The sequence below is a fragment of the Pseudomonas rhizoryzae genome (genome assembly GCF_005250615.1).
In the GTDB taxonomy this organism is placed as follows: domain Bacteria; phylum Pseudomonadota; class Gammaproteobacteria; order Pseudomonadales; family Pseudomonadaceae; genus Chryseomonas; species Chryseomonas rhizoryzae.
In genome coordinates this window covers 42503-57185 of record NZ_SULM01000016.1, presented here as the reverse complement: position 1 = coordinate 57185, position 14683 = coordinate 42503, and the positions used below count along the sequence as shown (strand labels likewise).

The 14683-nt window shown below is 58.8% G+C and carries 16 protein-coding genes; 7 read left to right on the top strand and 9 right to left on the bottom strand.

The window, feature by feature from the left end:
* Positions 1-757: 757 nt before the first annotated feature.
* Together FAZ11_RS21955 and FAZ11_RS21950 are read left to right on the top strand one after the other, a co-directional pair.
* Positions 758-2182 carry an AAA family ATPase gene (locus tag FAZ11_RS21955; RefSeq protein ID WP_081320049.1) on the top strand — a complete coding sequence of 475 codons (1425 nt, stop codon included), beginning with the start codon at positions 758-760 and terminating at the stop codon, positions 2180-2182.
* A 3-nt stretch (positions 2183-2185) separates the two neighbouring features.
* On the top strand, positions 2186-3169 hold the full coding sequence (locus FAZ11_RS21950; RefSeq protein ID WP_137279591.1) for a hypothetical protein: 984 nt from the start codon (positions 2186-2188) through the stop codon (positions 3167-3169).
* Between the two features lie 194 nt (positions 3170-3363).
* Here FAZ11_RS21950 and FAZ11_RS21945 read toward each other — a convergent pair whose 3' ends face one another.
* Positions 3364-3834, bottom strand: a complete 471-nt coding sequence (locus FAZ11_RS21945) for a phosphate-starvation-inducible protein PsiE (RefSeq protein WP_058773695.1) — start codon at positions 3832-3834, stop codon at positions 3364-3366.
* A gap of 279 nt (positions 3835-4113) precedes the next feature.
* Between FAZ11_RS21945 and FAZ11_RS21940 the strand changes: the two genes are divergently transcribed.
* Positions 4114-4920, top strand: a complete 807-nt coding sequence (locus tag FAZ11_RS21940; RefSeq protein WP_058773694.1) for a SirB1 family protein — start codon at positions 4114-4116, stop codon at positions 4918-4920.
* Here FAZ11_RS21940 and FAZ11_RS21935 read toward each other — a convergent pair.
* From FAZ11_RS21935 to FAZ11_RS21925, 3 genes are all read right to left on the bottom strand, one after another.
* Positions 4917-5606, bottom strand: coding sequence for an LrgB family protein (locus tag FAZ11_RS21935; protein ID WP_058773693.1), 690 nt, complete (start codon positions 5604-5606; stop codon positions 4917-4919). The genes FAZ11_RS21940 and FAZ11_RS21935 overlap by 4 nt on opposite strands.
* Complete coding sequence (locus FAZ11_RS21930; protein ID WP_058773692.1) at positions 5599-5982, bottom strand: CidA/LrgA family protein; 384 nt, start codon at positions 5980-5982, stop codon at positions 5599-5601. The genes FAZ11_RS21935 and FAZ11_RS21930 overlap by 8 nt, the downstream gene beginning before the upstream one ends.
* A 100-nt stretch (positions 5983-6082) precedes the next feature.
* A complete protein-coding gene (locus FAZ11_RS21925) occupies positions 6083-6547 on the bottom strand; it encodes a flavodoxin (RefSeq protein ID WP_058773691.1) in 465 nt (154 codons plus the stop codon).
* 213 nt (positions 6548-6760) lie between these two features.
* Between FAZ11_RS21925 and FAZ11_RS21920 the strand changes: the two genes are divergently transcribed.
* The 4 genes from FAZ11_RS21920 to FAZ11_RS21905 all read left to right on the top strand — a co-directional run bounded on the left by FAZ11_RS21920 (position 6761) and on the right by FAZ11_RS21905 (position 8759).
* Positions 6761-7321 carry a putative antibiotic biosynthesis monooxygenase gene (locus FAZ11_RS21920; RefSeq protein ID WP_058773690.1) on the top strand — a complete coding sequence of 187 codons (561 nt, stop codon included), beginning with the start codon at positions 6761-6763 and terminating at the stop codon, positions 7319-7321.
* A 95-nt stretch (positions 7322-7416) separates the two neighbouring features.
* Positions 7417-8115 carry a dihydromonapterin reductase gene (gene folM / locus FAZ11_RS21915; RefSeq protein ID WP_058773689.1) on the top strand — a complete coding sequence of 233 codons (699 nt, stop codon included), beginning with the start codon at positions 7417-7419 and terminating at the stop codon, positions 8113-8115.
* A 15-nt stretch (positions 8116-8130) separates the two neighbouring features.
* Positions 8131-8424, top strand: coding sequence for a DUF1244 domain-containing protein (locus FAZ11_RS21910; RefSeq protein ID WP_058763623.1), 294 nt, complete (start codon positions 8131-8133; stop codon positions 8422-8424).
* The gene (locus tag FAZ11_RS21905) at positions 8421-8759 is read left to right on the top strand and encodes a HopJ type III effector protein (protein WP_058763625.1); all 339 of its coding nucleotides are present in this window, start codon (positions 8421-8423) and stop codon (positions 8757-8759) included. The genes FAZ11_RS21910 and FAZ11_RS21905 overlap by 4 nt, the downstream gene beginning before the upstream one ends.
* Positions 8760-8817: 58 nt before the next feature.
* On the opposite strand, the gene lpxC is transcribed toward FAZ11_RS21905, so the two are convergent.
* The 5 genes from lpxC to murC all read right to left on the bottom strand — a co-directional run bounded on the left by lpxC (position 8818) and on the right by murC (position 14673).
* Positions 8818-9732 (bottom strand): UDP-3-O-acyl-N-acetylglucosamine deacetylase, encoded by a 915-nt coding sequence (gene lpxC, locus FAZ11_RS21900; protein WP_058763626.1) that lies wholly within the window; start codon positions 9730-9732, stop codon positions 8818-8820.
* A 109-nt stretch (positions 9733-9841) separates the two neighbouring features.
* On the bottom strand, positions 9842-11023 hold the full coding sequence (gene ftsZ, locus FAZ11_RS21895; RefSeq protein WP_058763627.1) for a cell division protein FtsZ: 1182 nt from the start codon (positions 11021-11023) through the stop codon (positions 9842-9844).
* Between the two features lie 53 nt (positions 11024-11076).
* Entirely contained in the window at positions 11077-12321 is a 1245-nt protein-coding gene (gene ftsA, locus FAZ11_RS21890; protein ID WP_058763630.1) for a cell division protein FtsA, read from the bottom strand.
* A gap of 16 nt (positions 12322-12337) precedes the next feature.
* Complete coding sequence (locus FAZ11_RS21885) at positions 12338-13189, bottom strand: cell division protein FtsQ/DivIB (RefSeq protein ID WP_058763631.1); 852 nt, start codon at positions 13187-13189, stop codon at positions 12338-12340.
* 65 nt (positions 13190-13254) lie between these two features.
* The gene (gene murC / locus FAZ11_RS21880; protein WP_058766429.1) at positions 13255-14673 is read right to left on the bottom strand and encodes a UDP-N-acetylmuramate--L-alanine ligase; all 1419 of its coding nucleotides are present in this window, start codon (positions 14671-14673) and stop codon (positions 13255-13257) included.
* Positions 14674-14683 lie beyond the last annotated feature (10 nt).

Here is a 14683-nt window from a genome sequence, read left to right as displayed (position 1 = left end):
TCGCCCTTCTAAAGCAAGCCGCACCCGGCTAAAGTTCTGCGTCGGCAGGATGAAAACGCGAAAACCAGCGGGAAGCTCAAGCGCTACCCGGCAAATGATAACTCTCTAAGAGACGGTCAGCAGGAAGGTACATTTCATAGGGAGTTGTTACCGGAAGCCATCTATATCACCGAGGAGACAGTAGGAGATGCTACACATTAAAAGGCTCACGTCTTGAGCTACTTTTTTCACGCGGTATCCCCGGTCGCATCGGTTGTTTCGTTGGAGAGAAATCTGTCCAAGGTGACCCTGGCCGCCAGCATCAAAAGCGACAGCAGGAACATCTTATCTCATAGATATAGCGGCCCAACATCCGGAGGGCAATGGTGCTACACGTCCCGATCAAATAGCGGATCAGCACGATAATGGTGATTAAGGCAGATGGGCAGATGGGCAGATGGGCAGATGGGCAGATGGTTAGCCAACCAGTCCTAACGCTACGGCTCTTGTAAACCTAGCCTCCACCTTGCCGCATATGCCAACATAGCTCTCGCCTCCCGATGCTATGTCTAGCTCAAGTCCCTTGTAGAACCAAAACCTACCAACCAACAGACCACAGCGCTTTTCCCATCAGGGGAACCATCCGTTGCGAAATGAGATAATCCTTTCTAGCAGAACGCGGCCAAATGACTTCGAAGCTGGACAGCTATAGTAGTAGCGCTTGAAGGAGCAATTGTGACATCATTCAGAATCAAGCTCATGGAAGGGAGTTCAATTAATGTTCACCTCTATTGATATAAAAAATTTCAAAGCTTTTTCTGATTGGCAGTCTCTAACCCTCGCACCTATAACACTTATCTATGGACCAAACTCATCAGGGAAGAGCTCGATAATTCATTCCATCATGCTATTAAAGCAGTCCTTAACGAGGCCAAGCACACAAGGTGGACTAGTTTCAAACGGTGAGTATGTAGATCTTGGCGACTACTCATCAATGGTAAACGAACACAATATATCAAAAGAAATAGGATTTCGCATTTCATATACATTCCCCAGAAACAATAACCCTCAAATTGCCAGATCAAGTTCTTTCGGCAGCAGTCATCTACGAAACTATGAGTTAGAGTATGCATATTCTGGAACAGGAGATAACAGCACATACGAAGGCTTTTCTTATCTAAAAAGAATAGAAATAACGATAACAAACGAAAAAAAAGCCCCTATTTTCCACGCCGCACTAAAGTCTAATCTGCGAGAAAAAAACAAAGACTCGTTACTTAAAAGGTTGTCTAATGCCAAGAATTTCTCCCTACTTACCGAAGACACTGTCGCGGACTATATAGAGCGAAGAGTGAGAACCTGGGGTAAAGTAGAGATTGAGGAAATCAAAAAAGCCCTTCAAAAAACGGAATTTCAAACAGATTTAAATTTTTCAACTCCTTGCATGGCAGTTGCCGAAATAAAGCCTAGCTCAGCGCTCTCAATGCCTAGCGGCATAGTTCTTAACCATACCATGGGAGAAACAGCAAGCGATTTGAAGGAGAAATTCTCAGCAGTAACATATCTCGGACCTTTACGCAGCCATCCCAGTCGCTTCTATGCCCCCAAAGGGGATCAAAATGACTCCGTCGGTAAATTAGGTGAGAATGTCGCTCGTTTTATATACGAGCAGTCACCCGAAATAACAGAAAAAATCAACTCGTGGTTCGAGAAGTTTGAAATACCTTATGAGCTTTCCGCAAGGAGCATTGGTGACAACGTCACCGGAACCGTTATTTGCCTGCAACTAAAAGACACTCGCTCCAACATTGTCGTTGGTCCCTCAGACGTCGGCTTCGGAATTGGCCAAATGCTACCTATAATAGTCGAGGGAATTGTACGAAAAAATAGCATAATCTGTGTTGAACAACCCGAAATCCACCTACATCCTCGTTTGCAAGCACATTTAGCAGACTTCATCATTGAAACATCTAAAACCAACCAATGGATCATAGAAACTCATAGCGAGTCATTACTACTTCGACTTCAAAGCAGAGTCTACCAAGGCTTCAAAAAAGATCAAATCAGCATAAACTATGTAGAATCCACGAGTAATGGCGGAGAGATAATTAGCATCCCACTGGATGAAGAGGGAGATTTTTGCAGAGAATTCCCCGACGGATTCTTCGAGGAGCGCATAAGAGAAAAAAGGATTCGGAGATAAAAAGTGATTACCGAATTCGCCTTTGATACGCATTTCTTTGACTCCAAAGCCCTAACCACCACAGGACAAAGTGCAGCTCACGACACAATACTTCAGCTCTGGCGAGATCATGGAGTTTTAGTTTCAAACGCCGAAAAATTCGACAGCCTACTAGATTTAATTAAAAAATTCCCAGTGAAATATCACCAAAGATGGAAAGAAGCTTTAGAGTATTATCGGACTTCTATAGTTGACAGCCAATGGAATGACTTTTGTGACTATGAGGATTTTTCAAAACTAACAAAATTATCCCCAATCTTTAAAACAGCTTTGGCAGATGATGAAATAAGCAAAATTATTTCCAACAATGAAGACTCAGTTAGGTATTGCACCAATACCGGATTTGAATTATTAGGCGCCGGAGCTGCTAGCGAGTCAGTGAACTTTAAAGCCAGTCGCACGGCTGGACGGACGGAAATTCCCTTCGGTAGCAACGCTCAAGCCATCTGGTCAGAAAGGATATCTCCTTTAGCCAAATACTCTAAAAATATAACTATAATTGATCGCTATTTATATACTCGCATTCGCGAAAGCCTTGGACGCGGCCAGACAGCGTCAGGAGCCTTAGGTTTTCTGAGGATGCTTGCCAATAGCGATAAAAAATTTAGTGTCACTATAATTTCCGGGGGCGATGAAAAAAACAGCATCGCGTATCATGAAATAACAAACTACTTTTATGTGAATATTGCAAACTGCCCCCCAATAGCAAGAGCGCTAAATAGCCTAACTTTAATATCCAATCATGATAACTTTTTCAGAGACTATGCGCATGAACGCTTCATTCGCTTCGACTCACACGTTTGCGAAATAGGACTCGGGATGCAAATTTTTGAAAACCACCCGTCTCCCATGACCAGCTTTTCTCTAAAACACATTTCTGAAACACGTTTTAGTGAAAGAGAAAAGTTGAGTTCAAAGCAAATCCTCTGGCGTGAACTCACAATTTAGAACAACATTAAAAATTCGCGAGCAATGCTTCTAGCATTGCTCGCATCAATCCTAAACTCTCAAAAAACTCAAATCCCGCCTTGCCCGACATCGAAAGCTAGACCAGTCTAAAAGACGAAGACCCATATTTGCCAGAGCAAATCAAAACCACGCAAATCTTATCTTAAAAAGTACTATTACCCTGGCGTACCGCCTTATCTTTCTCCACTGTCCCCTACTACATCTCCGGTCGCATCTATCGCCTTGCTGGACGGAAACTTGTTGGAGGCGACCCTGACCGCCAGCACCGAAAGCGACAGCAGGAAGATCCCGCCGCAGAGATAGAGCAGCCCGACATCCGGCGGCCGGTGGTGCGAGACATCACCGATCAGATAGCGGGTCAGCGCGGTGATGGCGATGTAGAGCAGGAAGCGGATGGGCAGGTGGTTGGTCTTGAAGTAGATACCGACCATGGCCCCCAGCTCGAGGTAGATGAAGAGCAGGAGGATGTCATCGATGCTCGCCTGGCCCTTGTCCACCATTCCCATGAACGCCATCACCGAGGCCCAGGCGGTGGCGGCGCCGATGGCGAACAGACCGAAATAGTGGAAGCCTTCCACCATGAGGTTGCCGAGCGAATTCGCCCCGTCGTGCATGCGTTTGCGACTGCTATCTGCCCACTTCATACCCGGTCGCTCCATCCAGCCACCCAGAAATCCCTGGAACATCCAGCCTGCCGGCTGCCCAGACCGTCGATCCGTTGCTGCTCACGCTGGCGAAGATGCCTGCTCGAAGACTCATCCATGCTGGAAACTCCCGTTCGTCAGGTTGCTCTGGCATCAGGGCCAGCCGTTCTTATAGCGAGAAGCCGGACGGACGGCCAGTGCGCAACTGTCGCAGACTGGACGGACGCGCCTACCCAGGCTAAAAACATCAGGAAAAGCCCCGAGGGCCTGGAGTCTGCCGTGGAGCCGCGCCTTGCCTGTCTCGCCTGTCTGGACCGTACCGATCCCCGGCTGTTGGAAGCCGCCCTGTGGATCGCCGCCGAGCATCGCCAGCCTCTCGAACCCCAGGCGCTACTGCACTCGCTGGACGATCTGGCCCTGCAACTGGACGCGCGCCTGGATGGCGATGCCAGTCATGCCGAACGCGCCCAGGCCCTGCTTCGACAACTATGCGAGGCGGGCTTCCGTGCGGCGGAATGGCCACTCCGCCCGGACGCGGCGCTGCTCGACGAGGTGCTGACGCGCCGTCGCGGCCAGCCGCTGTCCATTGCCCTGATAGCGCTCGAACTGGCCCGGCGGTTGGAAATCGATCTGCAAGGCATCGGCTTTCCCGGCCATTTCCTGCTGCGCGTCCCGGGCGCCGATCACCTGCTCGAACCCTTCGGTGGCCGTCGCCTGTACATGAGTGACTGTCGCCAACTGCTGGCGGATCAATTCGGCGCCACCGCGCGCCTGCAGGCCACCCACCTGACACCTCTCACCCCGCGCCAGATGATGCAGCGGCTGTCACGCAATCTGCGCGAACTGCACCGGCAGGGCGATCAACCCCTGGCAGCGCTCAAGGATGCCCAGCGGGTCATCGAACTCGGCGCGGCCAGCGTCGCCGATCATCTGGCGCGGGCCGAGCTGTATCGCCAGCTCGACTGTCCCCAAGCCGAACGCTACGACCTGCAACACGCGATGCTGATCAGCGACGACGAAGCCGAGCGCGAGCAACTGCGACGGCGTCTCGAGCGCCTGGGTGCGCCCGCGGCCACGCTGCACTAGCCCCGCAGTAACCAGAGCACCAACTGGGCTCCGAGCAGATTGCTCAGCCCGGCCAGCACCATGACCAGACCGGCCACGGTGCCCTCCTCCAAGCCGACCTCATAGGCCTTGCTGGTGCCGACGCCATGGGCGCCCATACCGAACAGCGCCCCTCGCGCCAGGGCCGATTTCAGCGGCAATAGCTTGATCAGCAGACTGCCGAGGATGGCACCACCCAGTCCGGTGATCATCACGAAGGCCGCCGTCAGCTCGGGTACGCCGCCGACATTGGCGGACATCGGCATGGCGAAGGGCGTACTGATGGAGCGCGGCAGCATGGACAGCAGCACCCGGTCATCGAGCAAGAACAGCCGGGCCAGCAACCAGGAACTGCCGATGGCGACGGTACTGCCGACACAGAGACCCGCCAGCAAGGCCTGCCAGTAGCGCGCCAGGAGCCGGCGCTGCTGCCAGATGGGCACGGCGAAGGCTACCGTCGCCGGACCCAGTAGCATGATCAGCCAGCGGCTGTAGTGGGCGTATTGCGCATAGCTCACCTGCTGCCAGAGGGTCGTGGCATAGAGCAGCACCGTGACGAAGATGATCGGACTGACCAGATACCAGCGCAGTCGAGCATAGAGCAGCCGACTCACCACATAGCCAGCCACCGTCAGCAGCAGCCAGAAGAGTCCGGACAGATCAAGCATCGCGACGCCCTCGACGGCGGAACATGAAGTCTACGGTCAGGGCGGTGGCCACCATGGTCAGCACGGTGCTGAGCAGGATAGCCAGCAGGATACGCACGCCCTCCTGGCGCAACAGCGGTCCGTAGTCGAGCAGACTCAGCAAGGCCGGGATGAAGAACAGCAGCATCTCGCCCAGCAGCAGGCGTACTCCGTTCTGCAACCACTCGGGCTCGACGATGCGGGCGGCCAGCAGTAGCAGCAGCATGGCCAGCCCCACCACACCCCCCGGTACCGGCCAGGCGAAGTAGTTCGCCAGCAGTGTCCCCAGTCCCCACAGCGCGCCCAACGCGCACAACTCCAGAGCCAGGCGCAGATATCTATTCACCCAGGGCTCCATCTCAGAACAATCAACCAGTTTGCAAGGATACCCAGGCTGCTTGGACGGGGACAGCGACCCAGAGACACAGTGCGGACTCAGGCAGGTAAAAGACCCTTGCTTAGGATGAAACGTCCTTCGCCAGCGCAGCCATGACTTCATCGATCCAGGGCGCGGCCTCTTCGTCCGGCGTCACCGTCTCGCTGGCATCGATCCGCCGCATGGGCAGCAGCTCGCGCAGCCCCAGTTCGGCGAACAACTCCTGCATCAACTCGCCACCCCCGCAGTAGGTGTCGCCATAGCTGGAATCCCCCAACGCCAACACCGCGCCAGGGCGGCCCCGCCACGGCGGCAGACGGTCACGCAGCTGGAAATACAGGGGTTCCAGATTGGCGGGCAGTTCGCCCATGCCGGTGGTCGAGGTAATGGCCAGCATGGCATCCGGCGCAAAGGTCTCCAGACTGCCGAGTTCGGCATTCGGCTGAAGCCAGACCTCATGCCCCGCCGCCGTCAGACGCGTTTTTACCTGCCGCGCGATGTCTTCCGCGTTACCGTATACAGAGCCATTCAACAGTGCGACTTTCATGCAGACCTCGAGCAGTGACGGCCGATCAGTATGCCTCGAACGACCCAAACTTTGGCGTTTGCGGAATCCCTGAAACGACAGGCTCTGCCACGGGGTCTCAAGGCTTGTTATGCTAGCGCCGCCTGCTACCCCAGGCGTTTCCGCCACCTGCCCGCCTACCCGGCTGGCGTGACGGCGTCCGGCCTATCCGGCCCGATCGCCCGGAGTCAATGCATGAATCAGCCTGTTACCCTAATGGTCGCGCGGCGCGTCGCGGCCGGCCAATACGATGCCTTCCTGGTCTGGCTACGCGAAGGCGAAGCCCTGGCGACCGGTTATCCCGGCTATCTCGGCTCGGGTGTCCTGACCCCGCCACCGGGTGACAACCTGGTGCAAATCATCTTTCGTTTCGCCTGCCCCCACAGTCTCGACGAATGGGAACACTCGGAGACGCGGCAGCGCTGGCTGGAACGTGGCCAGGGCCTGTTCGAAGCGCCCCAGGCGCGACGTGCCCAAGGCATGGACGACTGGTTCGGTGCCGGCGTGCAAGCCCCGCCGCGCTGGAAGCAGAGCATCGCCGTCTGGCTGGCCTTCTTCCCCATTTCGCTACTATTCAATGCCGCCTTCGGTGACTACCTCGCCCACCTGCCGCTGCTGCCACGCATCCTGCTCAGCACCCTGATCCTCACGCCGGTGATGGTCTGCGTCTTCATTCCGCTGATCACCCGGGCGCTCAAGGGCTGGCTGCACAGCGCCTCGTCCAGGGCCGAAGAGTTAAGGGGCAGCGCCCGCTAGACGCAACGGATCGGCCTGCTTCCCGACGAGTCGAATGCGTACAATACGCACGGCCAGCTCCCTGGCCGTTTCGCTCTCAAGGATCGGGTACCCCCATGTCTGCAGCCCTTCCCCTTCTGGTAACCGGCGCCAATCGCCGCGTTGGCTTAGCCCTCACCCGTCGTCTTCTGGCGGCAGGCCAGCCGGTCATCGCGGTCTACCGCGACGATCCGGGTCCGTTGCGCGAGCTGGAGATCGAGGCCTATCAGGTCGATCTGGCTGAGGAACAGCAGCGCGACATCCTGTTGCAACAACTCCATGAACGTCATGGGGCACTGCGCGGGGTGATTCACAATGCCTCGGTCTGGGCGGAAGATAGCCTGGACAATCTGCGCCTGCTCTATCGCCTGCACCTGGAAGCGCCCTACCACCTCAACCTGGGCCTGCAGGATCTGCTGCTGGCCGCTCCGCGCGCCGACATCATCCACATCGGCGACGACAGCGCGACGCGTGGCAGCCGCAACCACATCGGCTACGCTGCCACCAAGGCTGCCCTGCACAACCTGACCCTGTCATTCGCCGAAGCCCTGGCGCCCACCGTCAGGGTCAACACCATCGCGCCGGGCCTGCTGATCTTCAAGGAAGGCGCCGACGAGGCCTATCGTCAGGCGACTCTGGACAAGGCCTTGCTGGATTTCGAACCCGGCGCCGATCCCATCGTGGATACCGTGCTCTATCTGCTGTCGACGGCCTATGCGACCGGCAGCACCTTCACCGTCAACGGCGGGCGCCACCTGCGCCATGGCCGCCGCTAGCCAAAGGAGTCACCCATGACCGAACAAGACCGCCTGGAACTGGAGGCTGCCGCCTTCCGCACCCTGGTCGAGCACCTGCGCAAGCGCACCGATGTGCAGAATATCGACCTGATGAATCTCTCCGGCTTCTGCCGCAACTGCCTGTCCAAGTGGTACAAGGCCGCTGCCGACGAAAAGGGCCTGGAGCTGAGCCTGGATGACGCGCGCGAAGTCGTCTACGGCATGCCCTATGCCGATTGGAAGGCCCAGTACCAGACCGAGGCCTCTCCCGCCCAGGCCGCTGCCTTCCAGGAGAAGCAATCCAAATGAGCGATCTGTCCAGCTTCCGCACCAGCCTGGCCAGCGGTAACCACGCCTTCGCCGACACCCTGGCGTTCGTGGCCGAGCATTACCACTATCAACCCACCGCCTTTCACAACGGTGATGTGGAAAACGCCGCCGGCCAGAACGAAGGCTCTTGCAAGACCCTGGGCCTGGCCAAGCTCGAAGGCCTGAGCGATCAGGAAGCCCTGCTGGCCTTCGGCGAGCATTATCGCAGTGTGCTGGAGACCCCTGAGGGTAGCGACCATGCCAATATCCGCGCCCTCATGACCAAGGGCCTGGCCGGCGTGCACTTCCAGGGTGAACCCCTGAGTCGTCGCTGAGCGATCTTGCGCGCATGAAAAAGCCCTGCATGTGCAGGGCTTTTTCTTGGAACCGGGCTCAGACGGCAGCCGCGGGTCTCATATAGGAAATGGGTGCCAGACCGGAGTCTTCGAAGGTCACCACTTCCCAGGCATCGCGATCGGCCAGCAGCGCACGCAGCAGGCGATTGTTCATGGCGTGGCCGGACTTGTAGCCGCGGAATTCGCCAATGAGGCTCTTGCCGAGCAGATAGAGGTCGCCGATGGCGTCGAGGATCTTGTGCTTGACGAATTCGTCTTCGTAGCGAAGACCGTCTTCGTTCATCACGCCCTTCTCGTCCACCACGATGGCGTTATCAACGCTGCCACCCAGGGCCAGGTTGTGCGAACGCAGGAATTCCAGGTCGCGCATGAAGCCGAAGGTACGGGCACGGCTGACTTCCTTGAGGAAGGAGGTGCTCGAGAAGTCCACCGAGGCTTTCTGGGTACGGTTGCTGACCACCGGATGATCGAAATCGATCTCGAAGGTCACCTTGAAGCCATCGAAGGGCACGAAGGTAGCGCGCTTGTCACCGTCGACGACGCTCACTTCACGCTTGATACGGATGAATTGCTTGGCCGCTTCCTGCTCTTGCAGACCGGCGGATTGGATCAGGAAGACGAAGGGACCAGCGCTACCGTCCATGATCGGCACTTCGACCGCGGACAGCTCGACGTACGCATTGTCGATACCCAGACCAGCCATGGCCGACAGCAGATGCTCGACGGTACCGACCTTGACGCCGCTGTCGCTGAACAGGTTGGTCGACATGGTGGTTTCACCCACGTTCTCAGCCCAGGCCGGGATTTCCACGACCGGATCGAGATCGGTGCGACGGAACACGATACCCGTATCGACCGGAGCCGGCTTCAGGGTCAGGTATACCTTCTCCCCGGAGTGCAGGCCGACGCCAGTGGCGCGAATGGTGTTCTTGAGGGTGCGTTGTCTAATCATGCCTGGGCCGCTCGGTCGCAAGGTGCGAATGGTGGTCAACGAAATCGCGATGATAGCAGAAGCGAAAATCGATGCCCACTAATCACACCTGCGCTTGTGATATACCCGATCAATCAGCCTGACGACGCAGGAAAGCCGGAATGTCCAGGTAATCCAGATCGTCGTTGGGATTGACCTTGGTCGCCGCTGCCGAGCCGCCATGATTCTGGCTGCCACGACCGGAGCGCATGGAGGTCGGGTACTTGAGGTCGTCGTAGTTCACCGGAGCCGGTTCCTGACGCGCAGCGGCCAGGGTCTGGGCAGTGTTGTCCACCACCTTGACCGGCTTCTCGATGCGCGCGCCCAGGCCGGTGGCGACCACGGTGACGTGCAGCTCGTCGCGCATTTCCGGATCGATGACCGCGCCGACCTTGACGGTGGCGTGCTCGGAAGCGAAGTCCTCGATGATCTCACCCACGGCGGCGTATTCACCCAGGGACAGATCCAGGCCGGCGGTGATGTTGACCAGGATGCCGCGCGCGCCGTGCAGGTTGACGTCTTCCAGCAGCGGGTTGCGGATGGCGGCTTCGGTGGCCTCGCGCGCCCGGTTCGGGCCGCTGGCGTGGCCGGTACCCATCATGGCCATGCCCATCTCGCCCATCACGGTCTTGACGTCGGCGAAGTCGACGTTCATCAGGCCGGGACGCTGCATGATGTCGGAGATACCGCGCACGGCGCCAGCGAGGACGTCGTCGGCCTTGGCGAAGGCGGCCAGCAGGCTGGCGTCCTTGCCCAGAATGGTCAGCAGCTTCTCGTTGGGGATGGTGATCAGCGAGTCGACGCATTCGGACAGGGCGCGAATACCCTCATCGGCGACCTGCATGCGCTTGCGGCCTTCGAAGGGGAACGGGCGGGTGACCACGGCGACGGTCAGGATACCCATTTCCTTGGCGACCTCGGCAATGATCGGCGCGGCGCCGGTACCAGTGCCACCGCCCATGCCGGTGGTGATGAAGACCATGTCGGCGCCTTCGAGGACTTCGGCGATGCGCTCACGATCTTCCATGGCCGCCTGACGGCCGATTTCCGGGTTGGTGCCAGCACCGAGACCCTTGGTGACGCCCGGGCCGAGTTGCAGCACGGTACGGGATGTGACGTTCTTCAGGGCCTGGGCGTCGGTATTTGCACAGATGAATTCGACGCCTTCAACACCGCTCTTGACCATGTGGTTGACGGCGTTACCACCGCCACCGCCCACGCCGATGACTTTGATCACGGCGCTTTGTGGAATGTTGTCTACGAGTTCGAACATGGTCCCCTCTCTTCCTTTCGGATCTTCGCCTACTGCCGCGGTTTAATTGTGAATTACAAATTGCCCTGGACCCAACGCTTCATGCGCTCCAGGACTGTGGATTTGGTTTCGTTGCTGTATCCGCCAGAAACAACCGGCAAGGGATCGGTCTGCTTTTGCAGGCCATAGAGCAACAGGCCGACGCCTGTGGAATAGATAGGGCTGCTGATCACGTCAGTCAGACCCTTGACCGTCTGGGGTACTCCCAGGCGTACCGGCATATGGAAAATCTCTTCAGCCAGCTCGACCGCGCCTTCCATCTTCGCGGTACCACCGGTAAGTACGATCCCCGCAGGGATCAGATCCTCGTAACCACTGCGGCGCAATTCCGCTTGCACCAACGTAAATAGCTCATCGTAACGAGGCTCGACCACTTCTGCGAGGGCCTGACGCGATAATTCTCGCGGCGGACGATCTCCTACGCTGGGTACCTTGATGGTTTCACCCGGACCGGCCAGCTTCGCCAAGGCACAAGCATACCGAATCTTGATTTCTTCGGCATATTGCGTAGGGGTTCTCAAGGCCATGGCGATGTCATTTGTGACTTGGTCGCCAGCAATAGGTATCACCGCAGTATGGCGAATGGCGCCTTCGGTGAAGATCGCGATATCGGTAGTGCCGCCGCCGATATCCACCAGGCAGACACCCAACTCCTTTTCATCGTCGGTCAATACCGAATAGGCCGACGCCAGTTGTTCGAGAATGATGTCGTCGACTTCCAGGCCACAACGTCTGACGCACTTCTCGATATTCTGGGCCGCGTTAACGGCGCAGGTCACCACGTGAACCTTGGCCTCGAGACGCACGCCCGACATGCCCAGGGGTTCGCGCACGCCCTCTTGGTTATCGATCACGTAATCCTGGGCCAGGGTGTGCAGCACGCGCTGGTCGGCGGGAATGGCCACCGCCTGGGCAGCATCGAGTACGCGCTCGATGTCCGCCGGGCTCACTTCGCGGTCGCGAATCGCCACGATGCCGTGGGAGTTCAGGCTGCGAATATGATTGCCGGCGATACCGACGAAGGCCGAATGGATTCGGCAACCGGCCATCAGCTGGGCTTCTTCGATGGCCCGCTGGATGGAGGCGACGGTGGATTCGATGTTGACCACCACGCCCTTCTTGAGCCCGCGCGACGGATGGGTGCCGATTCCGACGATCTCGATCCGACCATCGGAAGACACTTCGCCGACCAGAGCCACGACCTTGGAAGTGCCGATGTCGAGGCCGACGATCATCTTGCCGCTTTGCACGCTTGCCATAGTAAGAAACTTCTCCTCAATGCTTGGCCGGTTCGGTCACGGGGGTGGCGGCGACAGCGGGATCACGCCAGGCCACGGCCAGACCGTTCGGGTAGCGCAGATCGATCCGCGCGATGTTGTCCATCTGGGGCTTGAGCACCTGATCGTACAGGCGCATGAAGCGCCGCATCTTTTCCACCAGCTGGTCACGGCCGAACACCAGTTCCAGGCCTTGACCGGTGGTGAGGTACCAGCTGCCGCGTTCGTGCATTTCCAGGCGCGCCACGGTGAACCCGAGCGGCCGGAGCATCTGGCTGAACATCTGGTACTGCTGCATCACTTGCTGTTGCGCCCGCTTGGGCCCGTACAGCCGCGGTAGATTGTCATAGTTGGCCAGATCCTGCGGGGCAAAAGCCTCACCCTGGTTATTCAGCAGGGCTTCATCACCCCAGCGGGCGATGGGCATCTGCTCTTCCAGGCGGATGCTGATCTCGTCCGGCCAGACCCTACGCACCTCGGCATGGGCGATCCAGGGCATGGTTTCCAACTCATGGCGCATGTCGGCCAGGTCGACCTGGAAGAAGGTGGTGCCCACGAAGGGCGCGATGCGCTGCTGCACGGCCTGCTGGCTGATGTAGGACAGATCGCCCTTGACGCTGACCTTGGCGATCGGCCGGTCGGCGTAGGGCAGCAGCTTCTGGGCGCCTTCATAGGTACCGAAGCCCAGGCCCAGCAGCAGGAACGGCCAGAGGATGCGCTTGAGCAGGCCCAGGCTCGGCCGCGGCAGGCGCGTCGACAACGGCTCTTCGGCGACCAGGCGGCTGGCGCCGCGCGGTTCGACCTGGCGTGAGCGACTGAACGGCTGGTTATGACGTAGGGTGGCGACCAAGGTTCAGCCCTCCACGTGAACGCCGGCGACGGGGATCGTCGCCAGGCGATGGACTAGATGACGGCTCATGCCGAACTCCCGGCTGCAGCGGCAGCCTCGGCGAACAGCGGGTGCTTGAGCAGTTGCGGCGCCAGCGCGCCGATGTCGCCCGCGCCCTGGCAGAGCAGGATGTCGCCGGGACGCAGCAGCGGCTTGACCAGCGGGGCGATGTTGGCACCGCGCTCCACATAGATGGGATCGAGCTGGCCGCGCTGACGGATGCTGTGACAGAGCTGACGGCTGTCGGCGCCGGGAATGGGCTCCTCGCCGGCCGGGTAGACCTCCATCAGCAAGAGGACATTGGCATCGGCCAGGACCTGGACGAAATCCTCGTAGAGATCGCGGGTACGGCTGAAGCGGTGCGGCTGGTAGACCATCACCAGCCGACGCTCGGGCCAGCCACCACGCACGGCCTTGATCACCGCGGCGACTTCGCGCGGATGGTGACCGTAGTCGTCCACCAGCATGACGCTGCCGCCGGCGACCGGCAGTTCGCCGTACACCTGGAAGCGCCGCCCTACCCCCTGGAAGCCGGACAGGCCATTGAGGATGGCCTCGTCGCTGACGCCTTCATCGGTGGCGATGGCGATGGTGGCCAGGGCGTTGAGCACATTGTGCACGCCCGGCATGTTGACCGAGACCGCCAGCGGTGCGTGGCCACTGCGTAGCACGGTGAAATAGGTACGCATGCCTTCCTGGCGGATGTCCACGGCGCGCACGTCGGCGTCTTCGGCGGTGCCGTAGGTGACGGTGGGCCGGGCGACCTGGGGAATGATCTCGCGCACCACCGGGTCGTCGACGCAGAGCACCGCCAGGCCATAGAACGGCAGGTTGTGCAGGAAGTCGACGAAGGTGCGCTTGAGCCGATTGAAGTCACCTTCGTAGGTGCTCATGTGGTCGGCGTCGATGTTGGTGACCACGGCGACCATCGGCTGCAGGTGCAGGAAGCTGGCGTCGCTCTCGTCGGCTTCGGCGACCAGATAGCGGCTGGTGCCGAGCTGGGCATTGGTGCCGGCGGCATTCAGCCGACCGCCGATGACGAAGGTGGGGTCCAGCCCCTCGGCGGCGAACACCGAGGCGATCAGGCTGGTGGTGGTGGTCTTGCCATGGGTGCCAGCGACGGCGATGCCGTGGCGGTAGCGCATCAGCTCGGCGAGCATCTCGGCACGGGGGACCACGGGAATGCGCTGCTCGAGGGCGGCGGAGACCTCGGGGTTGGATCTGTTGATGGCACTGGACACCACCAGCACATCGACCTGATCGAGGTTCTCGGCACGATGGCCGATATAGATACGTGCGCCGAATTGCTGCAGGCGCGCGGTCACCGCGGATTCCTTGAGGTCCGAACCCGAGACTTCGTAGCCCAGATTCAGCAGCACCTCGGCGATGCCGCACATGCCGACACCGCCGATCCCGACGAAATGGATGCGCCGGATGCTGCGCATGCGCCGAACT